Genomic DNA, 25,516 nt, shown 5'->3' with positions numbered 1-25,516 from the left:
CATGAACGAGATGGATAACCGCGTCACGTTGACGGTCGGCGGCCTGGAATACGGTGGCTGGAAAAGCGTGGAAATCACGGCGGATCTGGAGCGTCAGTTCCGCACCTTTAAACTCAACATCACCTGGCAATGGCCGGGACAGACCGTGGACAAGCGCATCCAGCCCGGTGATGCCTGTGAAGTGCGCATCGGCCAGGATCTGGTGCTGACCGGGTATGTGTTCAAGGCGCCGATCAGTTATGACGGGCGACAGATCAGCCTGAACATCGAAGGCAGTTCTTGTACTCAGGACCTGGTGGATTGCGCCGCGACCAACCGCCCGAACCAATGGCATGAGCAATCGCTGTTGAGCATCGTCGAAGCGCTGGCGATTACCTACAAGGTCTTTGTGGTCAGTGAAATTCCCGAGACCGCCCGGCTCAGCAGTCACACCATCGTGCCGGGGGAAACGGTGTTTCAATCCATCGACCGATTGCTGACGTTGTTCCGGGTGTTTTCTACCGATGATGCCCAGGGCCGGTTGGTGTTGGCCCGGCCTGGCAGTGGTGGCCGAGCCAGCGATGCGCTGGAGTTGGGCAAGAATATTCTGTCGGCCAACGCGCCGATGGATTACAGCCAGGTGTTTTCCGAATACCGGGTCATCGGTCAGCAAAAGGGCACGGACAAGAAGAGCGGGGCGGCGGTCAGTGAGGTTGAAGCGGTGTCTGCCGACCTGAGCTACAAGCGTCGGCGGGTCACGGTGATCAACGAAGGCATGCAGATCAATCCCGATCTCGCCTTGCAACGGGCCAACTGGGAAAGCGCCACCCGCGTCGGCAAGGCCAAAACCACCACCTATCAGGTGCAGGGTTGGCGGCAATCCAACGGCGATCTGTGGCGGCATAACACGCTGGTGCGGGTCAAGGATCCGGTGCTGGGGTTCGATGACGACATGCTGATTTCCAAGGTGACCTACTCGTTGTCGGCGCAAGGTTCGGTCACCACCCTGCAAGTCGCACCGCCGCACACCTTCGATGCCAATCCCGAGCCCCCGAAGAAAACCTGATAGCCCCTTAAAAGGTCGCAGCCTTCGGCCTCGCCCCTCCAAGGAATTCAACATGAGCCTACTGACACGCCTCCTGGCGCGCGGCACTGTCGTGCTCGCCAACTCGGCCACCAAGCTTCAATCGCTGCAAATGCGCCTCACCGCCGGCGAAGTGAACGACGACATGGAGCACTTCGAACCCTACGGTTTCACCAGCAATCCACTGGCCGGTGCCGAAGGTGTCGCCACGTTTCTGGGCGGTGATCGCTCCCACGCCATCGTGCTGGTGGTCGCCGACCGCCGCTACCGCCTCCAGTCCCTGGCCGCGGGCGAAGTGGCGATCTACACCGACGAAGGCGACAAGATCCACTTCAAGCGCGGGCGGATCATCGACATCGAAACCGCCACCCTGAACATCCGCGCCAGCAGCGCGGTGAACATCGACAGCCCGGTGATCAACCAGACCGGAAAAATCGTCTCCACCGGCGATCAGATTGCCGGTGGCATCAGCCAGATCAAACACGTACACGTCGGCGTGCAAGCGGGCAGCGGCCAGACCGGCGTACCGGCGGGAGGGCAGTGATGTTGATCAGTCAAAACCTCCACGCCGCACTGACCCGCGCAGTTCTGATCAGCCTGTTCACCTGGCGCCGGGCCGCCGATGACGATGCCCTCGACGACGAAGAGCGTTTCGGCTGGTGGGGCGACAGCTTTCCTACGGTGGCCGACGACCGCATAGGTTCGCGGCTGTGGCTGTTGCGCCGGGTCAAGCTGACCCGCCAGACCCAGATGGACGCCGAGTTCTACGCCCGCGAAGCCCTGCAATGGCTGATCGACGACGGCCACTGCAGCGCCATCGACATCATCAGCGAACGCCTCGACGCCCAGCGCCTGAACCTGCGCACGGTCCTGACCCTGGCCGACGGCGAACGCCTGGACATCAACCCCGATAACAGTTGGCAGGTGATCTATGCCGTTTGAAACCCCTTCGCTGCCGGTGCTGATCAAGCGCACCCAAAGCGACCTGGCCAGCGATTCGCTGCGCCAGTCCGATGCGCAAGTGCTGGCCCGCACCCTCGGTGGCGCCGCCTACGGCCTGTATGGCTACCTGGACTGGATCGCCGAGCAGATCCTCCCGGACAAGGCGGATGAGTCGACCCTGGAACGGATCGCCGCACTGCGTTTGAACCAGCCGCGCAAATCCGCACAAGCGGCCAGCGGCAGCGTCAGCTTTACCGCCAGCGCCGGTGCCGTGCTGGATGTCGACACCCTGCTGCAATCAAGCGACGGTCGCACCTACAAAGTGACCGCCGCGCGCACCACCAGCAACGGCCTCAACAGCACCACCATCGCCGCGCTCGAAGCCGGTAGCCTGGGCAATGCCGAGGCCGGCATGACGTTGATTCCGGTGCAACCGATCCTGGGCATTGCCGGTAACAGTTTCACGGTGCTGGCACCGGGATTGACCGGCGGCATTGCGCGGGAAAGCCTGGAATCCCTGCGCTCCCGGGTCATCAGTTCCTATCGCATCATTCCCCATGGCGGCTCCGCGCAGGACTATGAAACCTGGGCGCTGGAATGCCCCGGCGTGACTCGCGCGTGGTGTCTCGGCAGCTACCTTGGTCCTGGCACCGTCGGGCTGTTCATCATGCGCGATAACGACCCGGAACCCATCCCGACCGCCGCGCAACTGGCCGAAGTTCAGGCTTACATCGAACCGCTGCGCCCGGTTACTGCCGAGTTGCACGTGCTGGCACCAGTGCAAGTGCCTGTCACTTACCGATTGAGCCTGACCCCGGACACCACCGCTGTGCGCGCCACTGTCGAAGCACAACTACGCGATCTGCATAACCGCGAGGCGGGCCTCGGCGACACGTTGCTGCTGACCCACATCGCCGAAGCCATCAGCAGCGCCACCGGCGAAAACGACCACAAACTCTTGTCGCCGATCGCCGATGTAGCAGCAGCCAACAACCAGTTGCTGACCTTTGGAGGTTGCGTATGGCAGGCATAAGAACCGCCGCGCAATACCACACCCAACTGCGCAGCCTGCTGCCCAGCGGGCCGGCCTGGGACCCTGAACAAGTTCCTGAACTCGAAGAAGTGCTCGAAGGTGTGGCACTGGAGCTGGCCCGCCTCGACGCCCGCGCCGCCGACCTGCTCAACGAAATGGACCCGGCTGGGGTCAGCGAACTGGTACCCGATTGGGAGCGGGTAATGAACCTTCCCGACCCATGCCTGGGCGCCACGCCACTGTTCGATGACCGCCGCCTGGCCGTGCGCCGGCGACTGCTCGCAGTCGGTAGTCAGACCATCAGCTATTTCGTCGAGATTGCCCGCACCCAAGGCTACCCGAACGCCACCATCACCGAACTCAGGGCGCCGCGTATTGGGCGCTCGCGTTTCGGTGCGGCGCACTTCGGTACCTTGCAGGCGCAGTTCATGTGGACCCTCAACACCGGCGGCCGCCTGCTGCTTGGGCGGCGTTTCGGTGCCAGCTACTGGGGCGAGCGTTTTGGCATGAACCCGGGCAATGCCTTGGAATGCTTGATACACCGCAGCGCACCAGCGCATACGCTGGTTTACATCAATTATGACTAGAGGATAGAAAAGTGGATTATCCAAAGAGTGTGCCCGGCGTTGGGCTAGTGAATGGACAGTTTGTGGATGAGAGCCCGGTCACCGGGACGCCGGGATCTTTGATTCCGTCGACATGGGGCAACGCAATCACGAGCGAGGTGTTGAATGTGATTGCAGCGGCGGGAATGGCACCCAGTGAAGTTGACCTGACGCAGTTGCTGAAAGCCATCGGTACCCTTGGCCAATCTGCTGCAAGCAGCTTTGCCATCGACACCGGCACGGCCAATAACTACGTCTGCAACTTCACGCCGGCGATCACCGCCCGCGTCGAAGGCCAGCCCCTGCGCTTCAAGGTCAAGACGGCGAACACTGGCGCCTGCATGATCAACGACGGCCTGGGGGCCGTCGCTATGGTTGGGGGTGCCCATTCAGCCCTTCGAGGTGGCGAGCTGGTCGCCAATGGTGACGCATGGGTGCAGTGGAACACCTCTATCGGCGGCGGCTCATACATCCTGCTGTTCTGCACTGGCGCGGCTGAGCAAATCGCTCCAGCAACGCAAAGCCAGCACGCGGCCCAACTGGGCCAGATAACCGGCAATGTCACCAGTATCAGTGCGGATACCACGCTGACCGCCGCGCAGAGGGGGTTGGTCATTATTGACGCGACGGCGTCTAACCGGACGATCACGCTGCCTGCCGCCAACACGGCACTTGGCGTGACTGACTTCATTGTTCGTCGCTTGGATAACACCGCCAATACTCTTGTTGTCACTGCGTCAGGGACCGACAAAATCAAATTTCACACCCACCTGAATGCGGCTGGATATTCATTCTTGGTCCTGATGGGGGCGTGCGATTACTGGCATTTGCGCAGTGATGGCGCGGGCAACTGGTGGCCGATAAGTCGTTACGACGGTACTCCGCTGGGTCGGTCGGTACTTGAAACCACGTCCTCGTTTAATCCCGGTGGTTACGGCGCCATGAACGGTGCGCTGTTGGCGCGGGCCTCCTTCCCCTGGTTGTGGGACCACGCGCAACAGTCAGGAATGCTGACCACGGAAGCCGCTCGCGCCGGCATGGAGGGTGGATGGACTTCTGGCGACGGTGCCACCACGTTCCGTTGTCCAGATGCCCGGGGGCGATTCCAGCGCCCCGCTGATGAGTCTCTCGGAATTGACCTGAATCGTGCGGCGGGTAGCTCGCAGGCCAGCCAACTCGGATCTCACAACCACTCCCTGCCCGGTGCAGGCACATTTGGCACGACAATGATGGGTGGTGGTACTAACAACTACGCGCAGTGGGTTGCCGGGGCCTCGGGGTACGCCGGAGGTTCTGAGACTCGCCCGATAAACATTGCCTACCCGGGCCGAATTAAATTGATCTGAGGTGTTTTATGTCCATTTACGTGTTTGATGCACTGGGTGTCTTGGTTGGCCCGGTTTCTCTTCCCGAAGTTCCCGGCTTGGGCTGTCAGTTGCCGAGCAATGCCGTCGAGCTGGCCGACTTGTTGCCGACGCCTGATCCGGGCAATGTTTGGGTGCTCGTCAACGCTGCGCCGGTTCAACTCGCCGATCATCGCGGGACGGTGTACAGCGTGACCACCGGCGCAGCGCAGGAGTGGTCCGAACTTGGCGAGCTCCCCAGCGAATATACGTTGCTCCCTTGTCCCGGTGCTTACTACGTCTGGAGCGGTACTGCGTGGCTGCTTGATGCCGCTGCGGTCGCTCAGGCTCAGTGCAATGCGCTAATGTCGGCGGCCAATCAAGTCACTGCCGGCATGGTTGACGCCTACATTGCCGGGTTGCTCGATGCAGCGGATACGGCGACCTTCGAGGCCTACGCGGCCTACCAGTTAGCGCTGAAAAAGATTGAGCAGCAACCTGGTTACCCAACCACTATTGCGTGGCCGACCTCTCCATAGCCGAGAGCGCAACTCCGATGCCCGCCAAGTGCCGGATTATTTTTTCCCGGAGAAAAGTATGCCCATCACCCAGCAGCAGTTGCTGCAGATCCTCCCGAACGCCGGCCCAGTTGCCGGCGTTTTTGTTCCTGTCCTGAATACAGCCATGGTCCGGTTTCAGATCATCACGGCTAGGCGTATTGCGGCCTTCATCGCGCAGATAGGACATGAGTCCGGACAACTCACCCGCGTCGTTGAGAACTTGAACTACGATGCGCCGGGTCTGATGGCGACGTGGCCAAGCCGGTTCCCGGCTGATTTGGCTGCTGCGCGCGCGCGTCAGCCGGAGAAGATCGCGAACATTGCCTATGCCTCGCGCATGGGTAATGGCAATGCCGCGAGCCGTGATGGGTGGACATATCGCGGTCGCGGTCTGATCCAGATCACCGGCCGAGCAAACTATCAGGAGTGCGGTGATGACCTCGGTATCGACCTTATCGGCAATCCAGATCTCCTGATACAACCGCAGTACGCCGCGCTGTCTGCGGCCTGGTTTTGGGAATTGAACGGTTTGAATGAACTGGCCGACCGCGACCAGTTCAACAGCATCACTCGTCGCATCAACAGTGGGCTTAACGGCCTGCAAGATCGTCTGTTGTTGTGGGCGCGGGCGAGGGCGGTGCTATGCCAGTCTTCGGTCTGATGCCGGTTTCTTGCCGGGCAATTGGGCTTGTTGTGTTTCTGGCTATGTTGGCCGGAAGCTCGGCGGCGCTGGCCTGGCACTTCCAGGATTGGCGGTATGGCCGGCAATTGGCGGAACAGGCTCGCGTGCACACCGAGACGTTGAGTCGGCTGGCGCTGGCAGCGGCAACGCAGCAACAGGCCGAGCAGGACAAGCGTCTGGCGCTTGAACAGCGTCTTTCAGCCAGTGAACAAACCCATTATCGAGCGCTTAGCGATGCCGAACGTGATCAAGGTCGCCTGCGCGATCGTCTTGCCACTGCTGATGTGCGCCTGTCAGTCCTCCTCGATGCCCATGACGCTGCCTCAACCTGTGCAGTGCCAGCCGCCTCCGGTGCCGGCGGCGTGGATCATGGCGCCGCACGAGCCCGACTTGACCCGGCGCATGCTCAACGAATTATCGCCATCACCGACGCCGGTGACCGTGGACTGATCGCGCTGGCTGCATGTCAGGAGTATGTGAAGACCATATCTGTCCGACAATGAAAGCAGTAGGTGAATTTTGATTGCACAAACGTTGATTTGCTACCGTTTGGTATTGTGTTCTAATTGATACATTCACAATGCCCTATCTCGCCCAAATGACCACATTGAAGGTGAGCGTTCCTTATTAAGAAAGGATGCTGTATGAGTCGTGTTGCGCTCGAACAAGAAAATAATAAGTTGTGGTTTTTGCAGTTTCTACGTGGCGTGGCCTGTCTACTCATTGTGTACGTGCACTGGCAGACATTTCTGATGAATCCCGGAGTGTTAAGCGGATTTATTTATCAGTCGGGAATGCCCGCAGATTACGTTGCCCCAGCGTTGGTCGGGGTAATCGGAAACATTGTAGATCAAGTCAAGCCATTTGAGATTAGGGAAGTCTACCTTGGGCTTGCGCTGTTTTTTATGATTAGTGGGTTTGTCATTCCTGTATCGCTTGAGCGCGGAACTAAGGCTAATTATATTATTCGAAGGGTTGCGAGAATACTTCCGACGGCGGTGGCGTGTACCATCCTAACCGCAGGTGTGATAGTCGTTGGGCGATACATGGAGGGGAATACCGTTGCACCATTTTCAATTAAGACGATCATTGCGAATGCTACGTTTGTTCGCGATATTTTAGGTCATCCATATATCGATACCGCGATATGGACGTTGGAGGTTGAGGTTCATTTTTACATAATTTGTTTTGTTCTCTCGTTTTTTTCGGGGCAAAAGAAGGCTTCCGTGATACTGGCACTGGCTCTGGCTTTTCTGCTGGTGAGCATCGCTCTTACAAAAGATATGGGTAAGTTTGAATACTATCGACAGTATATAAATCTTGTTGCGTTGAATGGGTGTTTTATTGTTCTTATGTTTGTTGGTATGGCTTTGTATAATTATCATTCGGGGAACTGGCCTGTTGCCAAGACTGCGTTTGTGACTTTTGCGCTGTTGGTTATGAATAATTTTACTCTTCAGTATTATTCGAGTGCTACGTCCGGGATGATGTATGCAAATCATGTGTATGCGGCTCTTATATTTATAGTTTTGATGCTGCTGGGGGCGAAGCTTCCATACTCCAAGTTTATCGACAAGGTCGCAGAAATTTCTTATCCGCTTTATTTGCTGCATGGTGCGTGTGGTTATGTTCTTTTTTATATGGCCTACAAATTTTTGCACTCAACCTATGCAGCATTTGCTTTGTCTGGGTTTGCAGTTGTCGTTTTAACGATTCTTGTTCATCTGATAATTGAGCGTCCCTCAACACCGGTAGGAAAGCGTATTGCAAAAATGGTTGAAGATTTTCGTTTTCCGATAGGTATTAGGTCTCGGGATACGTGACCAGATTATAATTTTCAAGTGCCGATCGGCGCCTTTTCTACGGGCAGAAGTAAAAGGGCGGAAACTACGCCATGAACCCCGCATTCAAGGCTGTAAATTGATACCGCATGCTGCCCGATTTCTTTTCGGAGCAACCCTCCCATGATGTGGCGCATGCTCAACGAATTATCGCTATCACCGACGCCAGCGACCGCGGACTTTGCCTTTGCAGGCCTGTCAGGCCTATGTCAGGGCTCTCGCTCACTAACATTTTGATCGATCCTGAACCTTGCAAGTGCGATTCGCTCGTGTACGGTAGGCCTCATTCCGCTCGATCAGGAGAGAGCCGTGAAAGAGATCACTCATCTGGCCGATCTACTCGGCAGACGCTTGCAGCTTCTCAATGCCCACGTCACTGCCGCCGAGTCCTGCACCGGCGGCGGGATCAGCGAGGCGATCACCCGCATTCCGGGGAGCTCGGCGTGGTTCGAGGCCGGTTATGTCACCTACTCAAACCGTCAGAAAACCCAGCAATTGAATGTCCCGGCCGAGTTGTTTTCAACCGTCGGGGCGGTCAGTCGCGAGGTGGTCGAGGCCATGGTCCGAGGCGCACAGGAAAAAAGCCGGGCGCGTTTTGCCGTGGCGGTCAGCGGTGTGGCGGGGCCGGATGGCGGTTCGCCGAACAAGCCCGTGGGCACGGTGTGGCTGGCCTGGGGCGTCGGTGAGCAGGTGTTCAGCGAGGTCCAGCACTTTGCAGGTAACCGCGACGAGGTCCGCCGACAAACGGTGAAGGCCGCGCTAGAGGGGCTGCTGCGGCATACCGCTGGAGAAATCTCAAATCAGGGGTAGGCGATCCTGAAACGCTGTGGAATAATACTGGCTACTTATACAGGTGTTGGCCGTCAGGCCTTATTGATTACGTGAGGACTTTAATGGACGACAACAAGAAGAAAGCCTTGGCTGCGGCCCTGGGTCAGATCGAACGTCAATTCGGCAAGGGTGCCGTAATGCGTATGGGCGATCAGGACCGTCAGGCGATCCCGGCCATTTCCACTGGCTCTCTGGGTCTGGACATCGCGCTCGGCATTGGCGGCCTGCCAAAAGGCCGTATCGTTGAAATCTACGGTCCTGAATCCTCCGGTAAAACCACCCTGACATTGTCGGTGATCGCCCAGGCTCAAAAAGCCGGCGCGACCTGCGCATTCGTCGACGCCGAACACGCTCTCGACCCTGAGTACGCCGGCAAACTGGGCGTCAACGTCGACGACCTGCTGGTTTCCCAGCCGGACACCGGCGAGCAGGCCCTGGAAATCACCGATATGCTGGTGCGTTCCAACGCCGTTGACGTGATCATCGTCGACTCCGTGGCCGCTCTGGTGCCAAAGGCTGAAATCGAAGGCGAAATGGGCGACATGCACGTGGGCCTGCAAGCCCGTCTGATGTCCCAGGCGCTGCGTAAAATCACCGGTAACATCAAGAACGCCAACTGCCTGGTGATCTTCATCAACCAGATCCGCATGAAAATCGGCGTGATGTTCGGCAGCCCGGAAACCACCACCGGTGGTAACGCGCTGAAGTTCTACGCATCGGTTCGTCTGGACATCCGTCGTACTGGCGCGGTGAAAGAAGGTGATGAAGTCGTCGGTAGTGAAACCCGCGTCAAAGTCGTGAAGAACAAGGTGGCTTCGCCGTTCCGTCAGGCCGAGTTCCAGATTCTTTACGGCAAGGGCATCTACCTCAACGGTGAGATGATCGACCTGGGTGTGCTGCACGGTTTCGTCGAGAAGTCCGGTGCCTGGTATGCCTATAACGGCACCAAGATCGGTCAGGGCAAGGCCAACTCGGCCAAGTTCCTGGCAGACAACCCGGAAGTCGCCGCGGCCCTCGAGAAACAGCTGCGCGACAAACTGCTGACCCCAGCACCGGACGTCAAGGCTTCGGCCGTCAGAGAGACCGAAGACGACCTGGCTGACGCTGATATCTGATCGATCCGATGACCGCCGTACTCGATACACTCGTCGCGGTGCGGCGAACCGCCATGGACCTGCTCGCGCGACGCGAGCACGGTCGAGTCGAGCTGACGCGTAAACTGCGTCAGCGCGGCGCCCCCCCTGAAATGATCGACACAGCACTCGACCGCTTGACGGAAGAGGGCTTGTTGTCCGAATCCCGTTACCTCGAAAGCTTCGTTTCCTACCGTGCGCGTTCCGGTTATGGCCCTTTGCGCATTCGCGAAGAGCTGAGCCAGCGTGGCCTGCAACGTACCGACATTGAGCTCGCCTTGCGCGAGAGTGGTATCGATTGGCAGGAGCAACTGGAAGACACCTGGCGGCGCAAATTTTCCGGGCATTTACCGATAGACGCTCGAGAACGTGCCAAACAGGGCAGGTTCCTGAGTTATCGGGGATATTCCATGGAAATGATCAGCCGCTTGTTCAGCGGCCGAGGGATGGACGATTGACTGAAACGGCTCGCTATTTCGATAGCGGGCCGTTTTTTTGCATCACGTTACCTTGGACGGTTCCCGTGTGCGTTGCTGCGCCTGGGGTCTGGACTGGACCCAGTTTTCCGGCAGGTTGATGTAATCCACCAATTCCCGCAGACGGCCATGATCACGAGCGTTGAAGGTAAAGGACAAGCGCGCCAGATGGCTGAACTGCGCTTCGTCGTGCTCCTCGCCACTGTAGGAATGCTGATGGAAATGATCGCTCAGGCACAGGTCGGCGAATGCCTCCTGCATGTGTTCAAGCGCTCGGTCGCTGAGCTTATGGTTCATGCGAATCACGAACTGATGCTTGAGCCAGCGGCTGGAGTGGAAGTTGCTGTAGAACTGGTTGATCTGCTCCACAGCCTCTTCGACGCTGTAGACCAGGCTCAACAGCTTCATGTCGGTCGGCAGGATGTAGCGATTTTCCTCCAGTTGATGGTGAATGAAGTCCAGCGCGCCTTGCCAGAACGTGCCGCCTGGTGCATCCAGTAACACCACGGGCACCAGCGGGCTTTTGCCGGTCTGGATCAGGGTCAGCACCTCTAGTGCTTCATCCAGAGTACCGAAACCGCCTGGGCACAGGACCAGCGCATCGGCTTCCTTGACGAAGAACAACTTGCGGGTAAAGAAAAAGTGGAAGGGCAGCAGGTTGGCGGTGCCATTGACCGTGGGATTGGCATGTTGCTCGAAGGGCAGGGTGATATTGAATCCCAGGCTGTGCTCCAGGCCGGCACCTTCATGGGCTGCCGCCATGATGCCGCCACCGGCGCCGGTGATGACCATCATGTCCGAGCGCGCCAGGGCGGCACCCAGTTCTCGGGCCTGAGCATACAGCGGGTGTTCTATCGGCGTGCGGGCCGAGCCGAAAACGGTAACTTTACGCCGTCCCTTGAACTGCTCCAGCACACGGAAAGCGTGCTCGAGTTCGCGCAGGGTTTGCAGGGTGATCTTGGCATTCCAGCGGTTGTGATCTTCCTGAGCCATGCGCAGCACGGTCAGGATCATGTCGCGGTAAATCGGGATGTTGGGGCTGTTGGGTGAAACCAGGTTGAGTTGTTCTTCGACCTTGCTGGTGAGGTCGTGGCCGCTTTCTTGAAAATGACGGCTCAGTAGGTCATTCGGTTGGTAAGGCATTCAACTTCTCCTTCTGCACAGAACCCTTGGCCCGACAAAACAATCGTCGGCGCCGCGACACCCCTTGTGTCGCTGTCTGCCCAAGCCCATGCCTGGGCGCTCTACCTGACTCGGTTGCAATCAAGTCATCCATACGGGCTCTGCTTATCCCTTGAATGAAAGAAACGTTCGCACAATAAGACACCGTAATGGGCAGCCCCTTTTCTGCCCTCGAAAAATCAACGTGAACACATTGAATTTAGACCCTCGCAACGATTTTCGCTGGCTTGATCATTGCGCCGCAAAGTCTTTCCTGGCAACCGCTTATTGACGATTTGCAAGGTGCTTTCACCGCTCGTCTGAACGCAAGCCGCATGTCTCGCGCTCTGATTTACTAAGTTACAGGCGTGACACGACAACTTTGCGTCAACGGCAGGACGCAACATTCAAGCAATTCAGGGATTTATCGCGTGATCAACGGCGATCAATGCATGCAGGGAGGCGGGAAACCATGCCCAGAGTGACTCTGGAGATCGATGCGCAACTGTATCGATTGCTGAAAGCATCAGCCGAGACCCATCATTTGAGTCTCGAAGAAGAGTGCTGCCGACGTCTGGAGGGTGGGGAGCGACGTTCGCGTTACTTGCAGGCGCTGTTGGCAGAGCTGCGCGCCGAGGATGAACAGCGGCGCGCCAATGCCAGGTAATTATTTCTTCTTCGCGGGAGTCTCTTTCGGGCAGTCCGAGTCCTGGAAGCTGGCGGAGCCGACCGGACGGTTGGTCTTCACCTCGGTGAAGTCGTAACGCATGATCGCGCCCTTGGCCATCAGCTTGCGGAACCCTGGGTTTCTGCATACGGAGGCGCCAAGCTGGAAGTACACAGCTTTGGGATCGGCGCGCATTTTTTCGGCGTGGCTGCTTTGCACGCTCAAGTGGTTGATCAGCACTTTTCCTTCGGCGGTGTAGCCCTGATCAAGAATGTCTTCGTTGATCGCCCGTGGAGTGCCAACGCTGCTTTGTACGGCGACGTTTCGCAGCTCTCTGTTGAGATTCTGCTCACTCAAGGATGCAGCCTGAGCGCTAAAGGACGACGCCAGCAAAATGGCAGCGGTGGGAACGATAAGGCGCAGCATGAAACTCTCCTGGTTCAGTGACTGGTGGTTCGACCAGGCACATGACTGTGCGTTCAGTGGCGGCGAATTATAGGGGAGGAGGTCTGAGCGGTACAGGCTTGCACCGGCTGCTCTGATAAACTGCCGCGACTTTTTGCCCTTGCGAGTGTTTTTCGTGTCGATTTTCCATCCACTACGGTGCTGCCTGCGATGAACCCTGTCACCCCGCGCTTTGCCGCAAACGCCGTCGCCCGCTTGCGCGATCAGCGAGAGGAGGAGGGCATCAAGCCGATTCAGGCCCGTGGCTGGAGGGCGCCGCGATGCCGTAATTGCCGCGTGATTGAAAGTCATTGCCTGTGTGCCTGGCGCCCATTGGTCGAGGCCCGCTCGGGCGTGTGCCTGATCATGACCAACAAAGAAGTGTTCAAGCCAAGTAACACCGGTTGGCTGATCGCTGATGTGGTGCGTGACAATCATGCATTCATCTGGTCGCGTACCGAGATTGATGAGCAACTGCTGGCGCTGTTGGCCGATCCGCAATGGCAACCGTACCTGGTGTTTCCGGGCGAATACGTCGAACCCGAGCGAGTTACCCACAGTGTCGCGGTCGATAGCACCAAGCGCCCGCTGTTCATTCTGCTGGACGCCACCTGGACCGAAGCCCGGAAGATTTTTCGCAAGAGCCCGTATTTTGATCGCTTGCCGATCTTGAGCCTGCTGCCCGAAAAACTGTCACGTTATCGACTGCGCCGTTCCACCCGTAGCGAACATTTATGCACCGCTGAAGTGGCTGCACTGTGTCTCGATCTGGCTGGTGATACCGAGGCTGCGTCAGCGCTGGACGCTTATTTCGACGTGTTCAGTCAGCATTATCTGGACGCGAAAAACCAGCTGGACATGAACCTCGCCACACCGGCCCACGCCGAGCTGATGCCGTTTGTTCATAACGACGTCCCCGCCATGTTCTGATTGTCGCCCATACTGCAAAGAACTGTACCGGTTATGTATCTTGACCACCCCGGTTTCGCTGGGCATGCTTGGCGCCGATTGGGGCGCGGCCATCGTTTGATACGCCGTATTTTTACGTGAATAGCCATGTGATTGGCGTTGAACGTGCCCTGTTGGTGCATCTGCGTGGCTGCACCTGGAGTTGTTTGAAAAACAGGATCATTTGAAAAATGGCCACATACGAAATCCTGATTGCCGATGACCACCCTCTTTTTCGTAGTGCCTTGCATCAAGCATTGACCCTGGGCCTGGGCCCGGATGTCCGGCTGGTGGAAGTGGCGAGCATTGCCGAGCTGGAAAACCGTCTGACCGAAAAGGCCGATTGGGACCTGGTGTTGCTGGACCTGAACATGCCAGGGGCCTACGGTTTTTCCGGGCTGGTGCTGTTGCGTGGTCAGTACCCGCAGATTCCGGTGGTGATGGTGTCGGCGCAGGAAGAAGCGTCGATCATGGTGAAGTCTCGTGAGTTCGGCGCCAGCGGTTTCATTCCCAAGTCCAGTGACTTGAGTGTCATTCAAAAAGCCGTGCGCGCGGTGCTCGATGGTGACGTTTTCTGGCCGCCCCAGGCCTTCGAAGCGGTCAGCGTTTCCGACGAAGCCAAGGCGGCCAGTGAAGGCCTTGCCAGCCTGACGCCCCAGCAGTTCCGGGTGTTGACCATGGTCTGTGAGGGTTTGCTGAACAAGCAGATTGCTTACGAATTGAGCGTGTCCGAAGCGACGATCAAGGCCCACGTCACGGCGATTTTCCGTAAGCTGAATGTACGGACCCGGACTCAGGCGGCGCTGCTCTTGCAACAACTTGAGTCAATTTCGAGCCACTAAGGTGTTATGTATTCACGCTTTTTTGACTTTGCTTAATCTAGCTTTCCCACTCCTTTTTGGTCAGTTGCTTACTCTATGTCACCTTTCAAAGGCCAGACCGGCCTAAAACGCATCCTCAACGCCTCCGGTTACTCCCTGGACGGTCTGCGCGCGGCCTTCACCGGTGAAGCGGCTTTTCGGCAACTGGTGTTGCTCAATGCGGTCCTGATTCCGCTGTCGTTCTTCCTGAGCGTCAGCCGTGTCGAGCGGGCGCTGCTGATTGCAGTCTGCCTGTTGGCGCTGATCGTCGAATTGCTCAACTCGGCGGTGGAAGCGGCCATCGACCGCATTTCCCTGGAGTTGCACCCATTGTCCAAGAACGCCAAGGACATGGGCAGCGCCGCTCAACTCGTAGCGTTGAGCATGATCGCGCTGGTGTGGGCGGTGATCCTGCTTTAAGCGATGGCGGGCAGAACGATCTCGTCGCTGCGCTGAACCCCGGCGGTGAAGGCGCGGCACAGTTCGAGGAACTCGCGCATCGCCGAGGTCTGATATTTCTGTTTGTGCCAGATGAAATAGAACTGCCGCGCCAGGTCCAGATCCGGTGTCTCCACCGGCACCAGGCTGCCACGACGGAACGCATCGCGCAGCGCCAGGCGCGAAATGCAGCCAATCCCCAACCCTGACTCCACCGCGCGCTTGATCGCTTCGGTGTGTTCCAGTTCCAGGCGAATGTTCAGCGCGCTGCGGTGGTGACGCATGGCCTGGTCAAAGGTCAGCCGCGTGCCCGAGCCTTGTTCTCGGAGAATCCACGCCTCATGACTCAGCTCCTCCATGGTGGCAATACCGCGTTGAGCCAGCGGATGTTGGGGCGCGCAGAACACCACCAGTTCATCTTCGACCCAGCTCTGTACTTCGATGTCCGGATGGCTGCAGTCGCCTTCGATTAGACCCAGATCAATTTCATAGTGAGCCACTTGTTGCACGATGTTGGCAGTGTTCTGCACATGCAGCTTCACCTGGCTTTCCGGATGACGCTGCATGAAGCTGCCGATCAGCAGGGTGGCCAGGTAATTGCCGATGGTCAGCGTCGCGCCGACCGCCAGGGAGCCGAAACCGGACTTGCCGTTGAGCAAGTCTTCGATTTCCTTGGCCTGATCGAGCAGGGCCACCGCTTGCGGCAACAGCTGTTTGCCGAGGGCGTTGAGGCTCAGCCGTTTGCCGGCGCGATCGAACAGCTGACAGCTGCACTGGCGCTCTAGCTCGGTGATCGAGGTGCTCGCCGCCGATTGCGAGAGGTTGAGCAGGCCCGCAGCACGGGATACGCTTTCCTGCTGGGCGACGGCGACGAATACTTGAAGTTGACGGAGAGTAAATCGCATATCGATATAACCGATAACCCTTATCTTAATAATCCATTTAACAGATATTGTCGCTGCCATTAGAATGCGATGCAATTGTGCACATCATTGGCGCAGGCAAAATCTCCAGGAGTCCCACGTACATGAGCAACATGAACCACGAGCGTGTCCTCAGTGTTCATCACTGGAACGACACTCTGTTCAGCTTCAAGTGCACCCGCGATCCGGGCCTGCGCTTCGAGAACGGTCAGTTCGTGATGATCGGCCTGCAACAGCCCAACGGCCGGCCGCTCATGCGCGCTTACTCGATTGCCAGCCCGAACTGGGAAGAGCATCTCGAGTTCTTCAGCATCAAAGTGCCTGATGGCCCGCTGACTTCCCAGTTGCAGCATCTGAAGGAAGGCGACGAGATCATCATCAGCAAGAAGCCTACTGGCACCCTGGTGCTGGATGACTTGAAGCCTGGCAAGCATTTGTACCTGCTCAGCACCGGTACCGGTCTGGCGCCGTTCATGAGCGTCATCCAGGACCCGGAAACCTACGAGCGTTTCGAAAAGGTGATCCTGTGCCACGGCGTGCGTTACGTCAACGAAGTCGCTTACCGCGAATTCATCACCGAGCACCTGCCGCAGAACGAGTTCTTCGGTGAGGCCCTGCGTGACAAGTTGATCTACTACCCGACCGTGACCCGCGAGCCGTTCGAAAACGAAGGCCGCCTGACCGACCTGATGCGCAGCGGCAAGCTGTTCAGCGACATCGGCCTGCCGCCGATCAACCCGCAGGACGACCGCGCCATGCTGTGCGGCAGCCCGAGCATGCTCGACGAGACCAGCGAAGTGTTGAACAGCTTCGGCCTGACTGTTTCGCCGCGGATGCGCGAGCCGGGTGATTACCTGATCGAGCGTGCGTTCGTCGAGAAGTAAGAACACCGCATCACTGAAAAGCCCCCATTGCCTGTGCAGGCAATGGGGGCTTTTTTATGCCGGACACAAACCTTGTAGGAGCTGTCGAGTGAAACGAGGCTGCGATCTTTTGATCTTGTTTTTAAAAGTAACATCAAAAGATCGCAGCCTCGTTTCACTCGACAGCTCCTACAGGTTGGAGGCGGGGATGACTTCCAGGACACGGATAACCCCGGCTTCGGGGTAATGCCAGCGCACATCCAGATCCCAGAACTGCGCGCCGTATTCGCGCTCAGGCGTAGGAATCTGGTACGCCGGGCGTGGGTCTTGTGCCAGGCATTGCTCGATCAACTCGACCAGAGGCTCGCCAAGCCGTTGAGCGTGGCCGTGGGCCTGTTGCAGGGCCGAGTCCGTCCACTGCACGGGAATCAGCAGCGGCGGGGCGCTGGCGATGTCGTTGGACGCCGTGTCGATGATGTCGGCGTAGGGCACGTAAGGTTTGATGTCGAGAACTGGCGTGCCGTCCAGCAAGTCGATGCCGGAGATCCACAGTCGATTGGCTTCGACCTTGTCCAGTTTGACCACCGACAGGCCGATGCCGTTAGGACGATGCGTCGCGCGGGTGGCGAACACGCCCATGGATTTGTTACCGCCCAGACGCGGAGGGCGGACTTTGAGGCGTGGCTTTTCTTCCAGCGCTTGATGGAACAGGAACAGCAGCCACACATGGCTGACCTGCTCCAGCCCCTGCACCGCATCACCCTGATCGAACGGCGCCACCAGCTCCAGTACGCCCCGAGCGGCCGGGGCCAGTTGCGGTTGACGCGGAATGGCGAACTTCTCCTTGAAGCAGGAGCGCACGAAGCCGATGGGGGAAACGCTGTAGGTCATGGTCTGGGGTCGAGGCCGGGATTAGGGCGGCATGATAACCCGAGCGGCCTCGAGATCGGTGCTGCCTATTACTCCGTCATCGCGGGCAAGCCACGCTCCCACAAGGTTCTCGAGTGAACGCAAATGTTGTGTACGGCATAAAACCTGTGGGAGCGTGGCTTGCCCGCGATAGCCGCGCCGCCGATCTAGAGACTAAACCCGCCATCCAAAGGAATGACATTCCCGGTCATATACGCCCCGGCCGTACTCGCCAGGCTAATCGCCAGCGCCGCCATTTCTTCCTCCCGGCCCCAGCGCTTCATCGGAATCAACGCCGTGTCCTCGGCCAGCGCCTGCTCATCGTTGCCGATGTGCTGAGTCATCTTGCTCGGGAAACGTCCCGGTGCGATTACGTTGACGTTGATGTGCTGGCTCACCAACTCTCGCGCCAGAATCCGCGACAGTTGGTGCAGGGCGGCTTTGCTCGGGCCGTAGGCATACGCCTGTTCGCCGAAGGAAGAAATCCCGGCCACCGAACCGATGTTGATGATCCGTGCCGGATTCGCCGCCGAACCGGCCTTGCGCAGCAGCGGTAGAAATTGCTGGATGCAGTTGAACACCGAGGTCACGTTGAGCTGCATGACCTTTTCCCAGCCCTTGACCGGGTAACTCTCCAGCGGCGCACCCCAGGTGGTACCGGCGTTGTTCACCAGGATATCCAGCTGACCGATCTGTTCGCTCAATTGCGCAGCCAGTTGTTGAATGCCTTCTTCATGAGCCAGGTTGGCGGCCACGGCGTGGCAAATCCCGAAGGCACTCAGCTCATCGGCAGTTTGCTGACAGGCTTCGGCATCCCGGGCGCACACGTACACGATGGCGCCGGCCTCGACATAAGCCTTGGCGATCATTTTGCCGATACCGCGGGTGCCGCCGGTCACCAGAGCGGTGCGGCCTTGCAGAGAGAAGTAGGGATGCATGGCGAGTCCTGAGAGCTGAGGGTCAATACACCCTAGTCTTCAGCCGCCGGAAGCGGAGCCACTATTTTTGCGCGGAATGGGGGGCTATACAGCCCTGCAGGAGCTGTGTAGGAGCTGTCGAGTGAAACGAGGCTGCGATCTTTTCTTCCAAGCGAAAGATCAAAAGATCGCAGCCTCGTTGCTCTCGACAGCTCCTACAAAGTAGATCCGTCTCGCACGTTACTGCGGGCGCACGCGCAGGGTCAGGCCCTTGAGGAAGTTGCGCAGCAATTGATCGCCGCACGGGCGGTAGTTGGTGTGGCCGAATTTGCGGAACAGCGCACTCAGCTCAGGCTTGGATACCGGGAACTCGGCGGCCTTGAGGATGGTGTGCATGTCGTCCTCCTTCAGTTCGAAGGCGACGCGCAATTTCTTCAGGATGATGTTGTTGGTCACCGGCACTTCGATCGGCTGCGGCGGACGGCTTTCGTCCTTGCCACGCTTGAAGATCACCAGGCCATCGAGGAAATGCGCCATGACTTCGTCCGGGCAGCGTACGAAACCTTCCTCGTCTTCTTCTTTCTTGTCGAGGTACGTCACCAGGTCTTCCAGCGTGACGTCCATGCCGCCGAGCTTGATGATCTCGATGACTTTCTTGTCGCTGATGTCGAGCATGTAGCGCACGCTGCGCAGTACGTCGTTATGAATCATGTGTGCAGTCCTGATATTTCGCTGTGGGCGCCGCATGAAGCTGCGGCGCCGAAATGTATGGCGGCGGGAAAAGCCTTAGAACTTCTCTTTGCCGGACAGGTAGCGCCATTGCCCCACGGGCACTTTGCCGATGGACACGCCGCCGATGCGGATGCGGCGGATGGCGACGACCTTGAGGCCGACGGCCTGGCAGAACAGGGCGATCACGCCCGGTTGTGGATTTTTCATGGCAAAGCGCAGGCGGTTTTCGTTCTGCCAGCTGGCCTTGACCGGCGGCAGTTCCTTGCCCTTGTACGTCAGGCCGTGGTTCAGGCGGTTGAGGCCGTGAGCCACCATGTCGCCTTCGACCTCGACCACATATTCCTGCTCGATCTTGCTGGCATCGGCGGTGAGTTTGCGCAGAATCTTCCAGTCCTGGGTGAACACCAGCAGACCGCTGGCGTTGGCCTGCAGGTCGGCGCTGGCGGTCAGGCGCAGGAAGTGGCCCTTGAGCGGACGTTTGCCGTAGCGGTGTTCTTCGCTCAGGGTCGCGGCACTGAGGGTCGCCATGGCGCTGTCCGCGTCCATGCCTGCCGGAACGTTCATCAGGATGGTCACCGGCTCCGGCGCAGTGGCCTTGGCCTCTGGGTCGAGCTCGACTTTCTGGGTGTCGACCTTGAACTGCGGCTCGTCGATGACTTCACCGTCGACGGTGACCCAGCCGCCCTCGATGAACAGCTCAGCCTCCCGACGGGAGCAGCCGACGAGTTCGATGAGGCGTTTGGAGAGACGAATCGGGTCAGTCATGACAGGGCCGTAACAAAAAAGGGGTGGGCATTGTACCTGCCTGGCGCCGGTTAATCGCGGGTCCATTTGCCTCATGTGTTTTTAATGCGTTGTGTCAGCCATGCTGTGAACGTTGCTGGCGCAAACGCATGTGCAGCAACGGATAGGGCTGGCCCATGCCGTCATGCTCCGAACGACCAATCACCTCGAAGCCCTGCTTGAAGTAAAAACCCAGGGCCTGTGGGTTCTGCTCGTTGACGTCCAGCTCATCGGCGTTCAGGTGTTCCAGGGCATAGCGCAGTAATTGCTTGCCCAGGCCTTGGCCACGGTGATCCGGATCGATGAACAGCATTTCGATCTTTCCCGCCGCCACGCCGGCGAACCCGGTGATGCGCTGGCGCGAGTCTTTGGTGCAGATCAGCATGACGGCGTCGAGGTAGCGGGTCAGCACCAGGTTCTTCAGCAGGTCGATGTAGCTGTCGGGCAGAAAGTCATGGGTAGCGCGCACCGAGGCTTCCCACACGTGGGTGAGCTCTTCGTAGTCGCTCTGTTTCGGTGTGTAAATGACCGAATGTTGGCGCATGGCCGCTTGCTCCTTCTGTTAAGAGCCGTTCCCGTAAGGCTGCGAGTTTTTTCTCCCACAAAACGATAGACGTAAAAAAGCCCCGCATCTCGTCAAGAGAGCGGGGCTTTTCGTATTTTTTGCGTTTAGATCTGTTCAGCCCACAGGTCGTATTCGTCGGCGTCGGTGACTTTGCACCAGACCTTGTCGCCCGGCTTCAGGTTGCTGCCGTTGTCGATGAACACGTTGCCGTCGATTTCCGGGGCATCGAAGAAGCAACGGCCGACCGCGCCTTGCTCGTCGACTTCGTCCACCAACACTTCGATCTCACGGCCGATGCGCATTTGCAGGCGTGCCGAGCTGATGGCCTGCTGGTGCGCCATGAAACGCTCCCAACGGTCTTGCTTGACCTCGTCCGGAACGATCTCCAGGTCCAGATCGTTGGCCGGTGCGCCTTCTACCGGCGAGTACTGGAAGCAGCCGACGCGGTCCAGCTGGGCTTCGGTCAGCCAGTTCAGCAGGTACTGGAAGTCTTCTTCGGTTTCGCCAGGGAAGCCGACGATGAAGGTCGAACGGATGATCAGGTCCGGGCAGATCTCGCGCCAGTTCTTGATCCGCGCCAGGGTCTTGTCTTCGAAGGCCGGGCGTTTCATGGCTTTGAGGACTTTCGGGCTGGCGTGCTGGAACGGAATGTCCAGGTACGGCAGGATTTTCCCGGCGGCCATCAGCGGGATCAGCTCATCGACGTGCGGGTATGGGTAAACGTAGTGCAGACGAACCCACACACCGAGGGTGCTCAGGGCTTCGCAGAGTTCGGTCATGCGGGTTTTCACCGGCGCGCCGTTCCAGAAACCGGTGCGGTATTTCACATCGACGCCATAGGCGCTGGTGTCCTGGGAAATCACCAACAGCTCTTTGACGCCGGACTTGACCAGGCGCTGGGCCTCGTCGAGCACGTCACCGACCGGGCGGCTGACCAGTTTGCCGCGCATCGAGGGGATGATGCAGAAGCTGCAGCTGTGGTTGCAGCCTTCGGAAATCTTCAGGTAGGCGTAATGACGCGGGGTCAGTTTGATCCCTTGCGGCGGCACCAGGTCGATCAGCGGGTTGTGATCCTGACGCGGCGGTACGACGTCGTGCACGGCGTTGACCACTTGCTCATACTGCTGCGGACCGGTCACGGCCAGAACGCTTGGGTGCACGTTGCGGATATTGCCTTCTTCCACGCCCATGCAGCCGGTCACGATGACCTTGCCGTTTTCCTTGATGGCTTCGCCGATCACTTCCAGAGACTCAGCCTTGGCCGAGTCGATGAAGCCGCAGGTGTTAACCACCACGACGTCGGCGTCCTGATAAGTGGACACTACGTCATAGCCTTCCATGCGCAGCTGGGTAAGGATGCGCTCGGAGTCGACCAGTGCTTTCGGGCAACCCAGGGATACGAAGCCAACCTTTGGATTGGCCGGCGCAGGAGTGGTGGACATGTCTAACCTCGGTATTTGTGACGCCTCCAGCCGATGACGGCAAGGCGACAGACGGGCGCTATGTTGCACCCTCTGGTCAAAAAGTGCGCAATTCTAACGATGGGCGGCGCACTTGACCAGCTTTATGCAGGGAAATACGACGAGTGCTGCGCTATGCTTCGCGCCGTTACGCTTTACCGATTTTTTACAGTCAATAAAACGTCTGTAACAACAAGTAAAACAGTGCATGCTGCACGATAAAAGCATAGTGCTTCTTCGAAGAAGCCCGGGTCTGAGTAGTAGGAGTGATGGATGGGGCAGGCAAGTAGTCAGGCGATAGCCGGCGGACATTCGGCGGCGAAGCCGATCGGCATGCTGGTCGCGGCGGTCGGAGTGGTTTATGGCGATATCGGCACGAGCCCGTTGTACACCCTCAAAGAAGTGTTTTCCGGTGGCTATGGCGTGCCCGTCAACCATGACGGCGTGCTGGGCATTCTGGCGCTGATCTTCTGGTCGCTGATCTGGGTCGTCTCGATCAAATACATGATGTTCGTGCTGCGTGCCGACAACCAGGGCGAAGGCGGGATCATGGCCTTGACCGCGCTGGCGCGACGAGCGGCGGGAGGGCATGCAAAATTGCGCACGCTGCTGGTGGTCTGCGGGCTGATCGGTGCGGCGCTGTTCTACGGCGACAGCATGATCACCCCGGCGATTTCCGTGCTTTCGGCGATTGAAGGGCTGGGGCTAGCCTTCGAAGGCATCGACCATTGGGTGGTGCCGCTGTCGCTCGTGGTGCTGGTGGCGCTGTTCTTGATTCAGAGCCACGGTACGGCGCGGATCGGCATTCTGTTCGGGCCGATCATGGTCACCTGGTTTCTGGTGCTCGGCGCGTTGGGCGTGTATGGCATCAGCCAGCATCCAGAAGTGTTGCAAGCGATAAACCCGGTGTGGGGCGTACGCTTCTTCATGGATCACCCAGGCATGGGCGTCACGATTCTTGGTGCCGTGGTGCTGGCGTTGACCGGTGCCGAGGCGCTGTACGCCGACATGGGCCACTTCGGTCGCAAGCCGATCGCTCGGGCCTGGTTCATCCTTGTGCTGCCCGCGCTGGTGCTGAACTACTTCGGCCAGGGCGCCTTGCTGCTCGGTGATCCGGAAGCCGCCCGCAACCCGTTCTATCTGCTGGCACCAAGCTGGGCGCTGATTCCATTGGTGGGGTTGTCGACCATGGCCACGGTGATTGCCTCGCAAGCGGTGATCTCTGGCGCATTCTCCCTGACTCGTCAGGCGATCCAGCTTGGCTACATTCCGCGCATGCACATTCAGCACACGTCGAGTGCCGAACAAGGGCAGATTTATATCGGCGCGGTGAACTGGTCGCTGATGGTCGGCGTGATCCTGCTGGTAATTGGCTTCGAGTCCTCCGGCGCCCTGGCCTCGGCCTACGGCGTGGCAGTGACCGGGACCATGCTGATGACCACGATTCTGGTGTCGGCGGTGATGCTGCTGCTGTGGAAATGGCCACCGGTTCTCGCAGTTCCGGTGTTGCTGGGCTTTTTGTTGGTAGACGGTCTGTACTTCGCCGCCAACGTGCCAAAAATCGTTCAGGGTGGTGCATTCCCGGTGATCGCCGGTATCGCACTGTTCGTCCTGATGACTACCTGGAAACGCGGCAAGCAACTGCTGGTCGATCGCCTGGACGAAGGCGGGCTGCCGCTGCCGATCTTCATCAGCAGTATCCGTGTGCAACCGCCACATCGGGTCCAGGGCACCGCTGTGTTCCTTACCGCTCGCCCGGATGCCGTGCCCCACGCGCTGTTGCACAATCTGCTGCATAACCAAGTGCTGCACGAGCAAGTGGTGTTGCTGACAGTGGTGTACGAAGACATCCCGCGCGTCCCGCCGCAACGACGTTTCGAGGTCGACTCTTACGGCGAAGGCTTCTTCCGGGTCATCCTGCACTTCGGTTTCACCGACGAGCCGGACGTGCCGCAAGCGCTGAAACTGTGTCATCTCGATGACCTGGACTTCAGCCCGATGCGCACCACGTACTTCCTCAGCCGCGAGACAGTTATCGCCTCCAAGCTCGAAGGCATGGCCCGCTGGCGCGAGGCGTTGTTCGCCTTCATGCTGAAAAACGCCAACGGCAACCTGCGCTTCTTCAATCTGCCGCTGAACCGGGTGATTGAGTTGGGTACCCAGGTCGAGATGTAAGCCCCCATGAGAAAGCCCCCGTTGCCATGAAGGTAGCGGGGGCTTTTTTGTGTCTGTGCCTTTACTTGCTTTCAGGCAACTCTTCTTCAGATTCGGTCTTTGTTCGGGCGGGTCGCGGTGTCAGTACCTTCACCACATCATCAATCACCGCCTTACTCATCGCCGTCAGGTAATGCGCGGCCCAGGCGTGGCGGTCGGTGTCTTTTGCGTAGGCTGCATCCTCGGTAAATGATCTGACGAGGAACAGCAGGTCGGAGGCTTGTGACAATGCATCAACGATGGGGACGCCGGCGCGGACGTTGAATAGCGCCTGATCCGAGCAGTAGATGAGAGGGGTGAAGCCGAGGGTTTTTAGTTCTGAAATCGCGGAAACATCAATTTTAGTCATAGTCAAAAATCCTAGTTGAGGAGCTGACTCATTCGTTTCCAAGCGAATGGGTGACAGCTGTACGCAGGTTGGAAACCGGGAACTAGGAAACCGGCACGCCCGAGGGCGTCCCACGCACAGCTGCCATAACTCATGATCACAAAAAGCGAATGCAATCATGAAAGGGCGCTGTTGCGGCTAGTATCCGACGGGTTTCCAAGCCCGATCGCTGAATGGTCAGCGACGTCCGGAGAGTATCCCGTCGAAGAAAAACGCAACAAGGCGGCAAAGTGCCCAAAAAGCGAGATTCGGAGTTTGCCTACAAGGTCTGCGGGCGTCATCCGATATTGCGATACCTTGAGTAAACGAAACTAAACGTGACGAGCGATTTTACAAGTCACTGAATTTTTGCGTTGTTGCGGCAGACGAATGAAACGGAGTTGTCACTACCCCCCAGCTGTTCGCGAATTAGCAGATGATTCGTAGGGTTTCCCAGTTAAACCTGATAAATCGAAAGGGCTTGACGGTTCGATATTTTCAATGAGGCAAGTGTCCACGTTTTATGGAATGTGGACACTCGGCGTTTCTAGCTTCATGAAGAGTCAAGACATTTTGCTTTTGTTCAAGATGGCCAGCCTGCACGCCCAGGAAGAAAATCTTTCTGGACAGATGGAATCTGAGTCGAATTCGAACATGGTTGAGGAATTGTTGAAGCCCCGGCTGATAAATTGAATGACGGCTGGTGGCGCTTCATGTTTGTACATGTAAAAAAGCCCCCGCAACCTTAAGGTTACG

Annotated in this window: 29 protein-coding genes and 1 pseudogene; 20 read left to right on the top strand and 10 right to left on the bottom strand. The window is 58.2% G+C overall.

Annotated features, from left to right (window positions below; all coding sequences use genetic code 11):
• Position 1 precedes the first annotated feature (1 nt).
• From ACEN9A_RS23715 to recX, 13 genes are all read left to right on the top strand, one after another.
• Positions 2–1,045, top strand: coding sequence for a phage baseplate assembly protein (locus ACEN9A_RS23715; protein ID WP_258671031.1), 1,044 nt, complete (start codon positions 2–4; stop codon positions 1,043–1,045).
• Positions 1,046–1,097: 52 nt separating this feature from the next.
• On the top strand, positions 1,098–1,607 hold the full coding sequence (locus ACEN9A_RS23710; RefSeq protein WP_019647835.1) for a phage baseplate assembly protein V: 510 nt from the start codon (positions 1,098–1,100) through the stop codon (positions 1,605–1,607).
• Complete coding sequence (locus ACEN9A_RS23705) at positions 1,607–2,005, top strand: phage GP46 family protein (protein WP_003222234.1); 399 nt, start codon at positions 1,607–1,609, stop codon at positions 2,003–2,005. The genes ACEN9A_RS23710 and ACEN9A_RS23705 overlap by 1 nt, the downstream gene beginning before the upstream one ends.
• Positions 1,995–3,038 (top strand): baseplate J/gp47 family protein, encoded by a 1,044-nt coding sequence (locus ACEN9A_RS23700; RefSeq protein ID WP_258671030.1) that lies wholly within the window; start codon positions 1,995–1,997, stop codon positions 3,036–3,038. Before ACEN9A_RS23705 ends, ACEN9A_RS23700 begins: the two co-directional genes overlap by 11 nt.
• Positions 3,026–3,625, top strand: a complete 600-nt coding sequence (locus tag ACEN9A_RS23695) for a YmfQ family protein (protein ID WP_258671029.1) — start codon at positions 3,026–3,028, stop codon at positions 3,623–3,625. The genes ACEN9A_RS23700 and ACEN9A_RS23695 overlap by 13 nt, the downstream gene beginning before the upstream one ends.
• An 11-nt stretch (positions 3,626–3,636) precedes the next feature.
• Positions 3,637–4,989 carry a phage tail protein gene (locus ACEN9A_RS23690; protein WP_258671028.1) on the top strand — a complete coding sequence of 451 codons (1,353 nt, stop codon included), beginning with the start codon at positions 3,637–3,639 and terminating at the stop codon, positions 4,987–4,989.
• An 8-nt stretch (positions 4,990–4,997) separates the two neighbouring features.
• Positions 4,998–5,525: a tail fiber assembly protein gene (locus ACEN9A_RS23685; protein WP_413388194.1), complete on the top strand. Its 528-nt coding sequence runs from the start codon at positions 4,998–5,000 to the stop codon at positions 5,523–5,525.
• Positions 5,526–5,583: 58 nt separating this feature from the next.
• On the top strand, positions 5,584–6,207 hold the full coding sequence (locus ACEN9A_RS23680; RefSeq protein ID WP_258671026.1) for a glycoside hydrolase family 19 protein: 624 nt from the start codon (positions 5,584–5,586) through the stop codon (positions 6,205–6,207).
• Positions 6,189–6,731, top strand: coding sequence for a lysis protein (locus tag ACEN9A_RS23675; protein WP_258671025.1), 543 nt, complete (start codon positions 6,189–6,191; stop codon positions 6,729–6,731). Before ACEN9A_RS23680 ends, ACEN9A_RS23675 begins: the two co-directional genes overlap by 19 nt.
• Positions 6,732–6,872: 141 nt before the next feature.
• On the top strand, positions 6,873–8,051 hold the full coding sequence (locus tag ACEN9A_RS23670) for an acyltransferase family protein (RefSeq protein ID WP_413388197.1): 1,179 nt from the start codon (positions 6,873–6,875) through the stop codon (positions 8,049–8,051).
• Between the two features lie 327 nt (positions 8,052–8,378).
• Positions 8,379–8,879, top strand: coding sequence for a CinA family protein (locus ACEN9A_RS23665; protein WP_019647843.1), 501 nt, complete (start codon positions 8,379–8,381; stop codon positions 8,877–8,879).
• Between the two features lie 83 nt (positions 8,880–8,962).
• On the top strand, positions 8,963–10,015 hold the full coding sequence (gene recA / locus ACEN9A_RS23660; RefSeq protein ID WP_258671023.1) for a recombinase RecA: 1,053 nt from the start codon (positions 8,963–8,965) through the stop codon (positions 10,013–10,015).
• Positions 10,016–10,023: 8 nt separating this feature from the next.
• Positions 10,024–10,491 carry a recombination regulator RecX gene (gene recX / locus ACEN9A_RS23655; protein WP_026286484.1) on the top strand — a complete coding sequence of 156 codons (468 nt, stop codon included), beginning with the start codon at positions 10,024–10,026 and terminating at the stop codon, positions 10,489–10,491.
• A gap of 42 nt (positions 10,492–10,533) precedes the next feature.
• Here the strand turns inward: recX and ACEN9A_RS23650 are convergent, their stop codons facing one another.
• Entirely contained in the window at positions 10,534–11,652 is a 1,119-nt protein-coding gene (locus ACEN9A_RS23650; RefSeq protein ID WP_019647844.1) for an LOG family protein, read from the bottom strand.
• 490 nt (positions 11,653–12,142) lie between these two features.
• Here ACEN9A_RS23650 and ACEN9A_RS23645 point away from each other — a divergent pair, with 490 nt between their 5' ends.
• Positions 12,143–12,337 (top strand): hypothetical protein, encoded by a 195-nt coding sequence (locus tag ACEN9A_RS23645; RefSeq protein ID WP_018926957.1) that lies wholly within the window; start codon positions 12,143–12,145, stop codon positions 12,335–12,337.
• Here the strand turns inward: ACEN9A_RS23645 and ACEN9A_RS23640 are convergent, their stop codons facing one another.
• Entirely contained in the window at positions 12,338–12,763 is a 426-nt protein-coding gene (locus ACEN9A_RS23640; RefSeq protein WP_018926956.1) for a PA3611 family quorum-sensing-regulated virulence factor, read from the bottom strand. It lies immediately after the preceding gene.
• 189 nt (positions 12,764–12,952) lie between these two features.
• Between ACEN9A_RS23640 and ACEN9A_RS23635 the strand changes: the two genes are divergently transcribed.
• The 3 genes from ACEN9A_RS23635 to ACEN9A_RS23625 all read left to right on the top strand — a co-directional run bounded on the left by ACEN9A_RS23635 (position 12,953) and on the right by ACEN9A_RS23625 (position 15,009).
• On the top strand, positions 12,953–13,711 hold the full coding sequence (locus ACEN9A_RS23635; protein ID WP_019647845.1) for a tRNA-uridine aminocarboxypropyltransferase: 759 nt from the start codon (positions 12,953–12,955) through the stop codon (positions 13,709–13,711).
• Between the two features lie 209 nt (positions 13,712–13,920).
• Entirely contained in the window at positions 13,921–14,571 is a 651-nt protein-coding gene (gene erdR / locus ACEN9A_RS23630; RefSeq protein WP_019647846.1) for a response regulator transcription factor ErdR, read from the top strand.
• Between the two features lie 75 nt (positions 14,572–14,646).
• Positions 14,647–15,009 carry a diacylglycerol kinase gene (locus ACEN9A_RS23625; protein WP_019647847.1) on the top strand — a complete coding sequence of 121 codons (363 nt, stop codon included), beginning with the start codon at positions 14,647–14,649 and terminating at the stop codon, positions 15,007–15,009.
• Here ACEN9A_RS23625 and ACEN9A_RS23620 read toward each other — a convergent pair.
• Positions 15,006–15,932, bottom strand: coding sequence for a LysR family transcriptional regulator (locus tag ACEN9A_RS23620; protein WP_018926952.1), 927 nt, complete (start codon positions 15,930–15,932; stop codon positions 15,006–15,008). The genes ACEN9A_RS23625 and ACEN9A_RS23620 overlap by 4 nt on opposite strands.
• 122 nt (positions 15,933–16,054) lie before the next feature.
• On the opposite strand from ACEN9A_RS23620, the gene fpr reads away from it, so the two are divergent.
• Positions 16,055–16,834, top strand: coding sequence for a ferredoxin-NADP reductase (gene fpr, locus ACEN9A_RS23615; protein WP_002554680.1), 780 nt, complete (start codon positions 16,055–16,057; stop codon positions 16,832–16,834).
• Between the two features lie 168 nt (positions 16,835–17,002).
• On the opposite strand, the gene tsaA is transcribed toward fpr, so the two are convergent.
• The 6 genes from tsaA to rimO all read right to left on the bottom strand — a co-directional run bounded on the left by tsaA (position 17,003) and on the right by rimO (position 22,161).
• Positions 17,003–17,704, bottom strand: a complete 702-nt coding sequence (gene tsaA, locus ACEN9A_RS23610; RefSeq protein ID WP_258671022.1) for a tRNA (N6-threonylcarbamoyladenosine(37)-N6)-methyltransferase TrmO — start codon at positions 17,702–17,704, stop codon at positions 17,003–17,005.
• A 185-nt stretch (positions 17,705–17,889) separates the two neighbouring features.
• The gene (locus ACEN9A_RS23605; RefSeq protein WP_019647849.1) at positions 17,890–18,660 is read right to left on the bottom strand and encodes an SDR family oxidoreductase; all 771 of its coding nucleotides are present in this window, start codon (positions 18,658–18,660) and stop codon (positions 17,890–17,892) included.
• 219 nt (positions 18,661–18,879) lie between these two features.
• A complete protein-coding gene (locus tag ACEN9A_RS23600; protein ID WP_019647850.1) occupies positions 18,880–19,350 on the bottom strand; it encodes a YehS family protein in 471 nt (156 codons plus the stop codon).
• Positions 19,351–19,425: 75 nt separating this feature from the next.
• Positions 19,426–20,136, bottom strand: a complete 711-nt coding sequence (locus ACEN9A_RS23595; protein WP_019647851.1) for an rRNA pseudouridine synthase — start codon at positions 20,134–20,136, stop codon at positions 19,426–19,428.
• A gap of 94 nt (positions 20,137–20,230) precedes the next feature.
• Positions 20,231–20,698, bottom strand: a complete 468-nt coding sequence (locus ACEN9A_RS23590; protein ID WP_258671021.1) for a GNAT family N-acetyltransferase — start codon at positions 20,696–20,698, stop codon at positions 20,231–20,233.
• Between the two features lie 125 nt (positions 20,699–20,823).
• On the bottom strand, positions 20,824–22,161 hold the full coding sequence (gene rimO / locus ACEN9A_RS23585; RefSeq protein WP_258671020.1) for a 30S ribosomal protein S12 methylthiotransferase RimO: 1,338 nt from the start codon (positions 22,159–22,161) through the stop codon (positions 20,824–20,826).
• Positions 22,162–22,452: 291 nt separating this feature from the next.
• Between rimO and ACEN9A_RS23580 the strand changes: the two genes are divergently transcribed.
• Entirely contained in the window at positions 22,453–24,354 is a 1,902-nt protein-coding gene (locus tag ACEN9A_RS23580) for a potassium transporter Kup (protein ID WP_258671019.1), read from the top strand.
• Between the two features lie 61 nt (positions 24,355–24,415).
• Here ACEN9A_RS23580 and ACEN9A_RS23575 read toward each other — a convergent pair whose 3' ends face one another.
• Complete coding sequence (locus ACEN9A_RS23575; RefSeq protein ID WP_064619972.1) at positions 24,416–24,742, bottom strand: DUF3077 domain-containing protein; 327 nt, start codon at positions 24,740–24,742, stop codon at positions 24,416–24,418.
• A 546-nt stretch (positions 24,743–25,288) separates the two neighbouring features.
• Here ACEN9A_RS23575 and ACEN9A_RS23570 point away from each other — a divergent pair.
• A pseudogene (locus ACEN9A_RS23570) lies at positions 25,289–25,438 on the top strand (MarR family transcriptional regulator); the annotation flags it as partial.
• Between the last annotated feature and the right edge of the window lie 78 nt (positions 25,439–25,516).

The sequence above is a fragment of the Pseudomonas sp. Pseusp18 genome, from assembly GCF_059506005.1.
The sequence above is the reverse complement of the archived record's forward strand: the minus strand, read 5'-3'. Positions and strand labels throughout refer to the sequence as shown.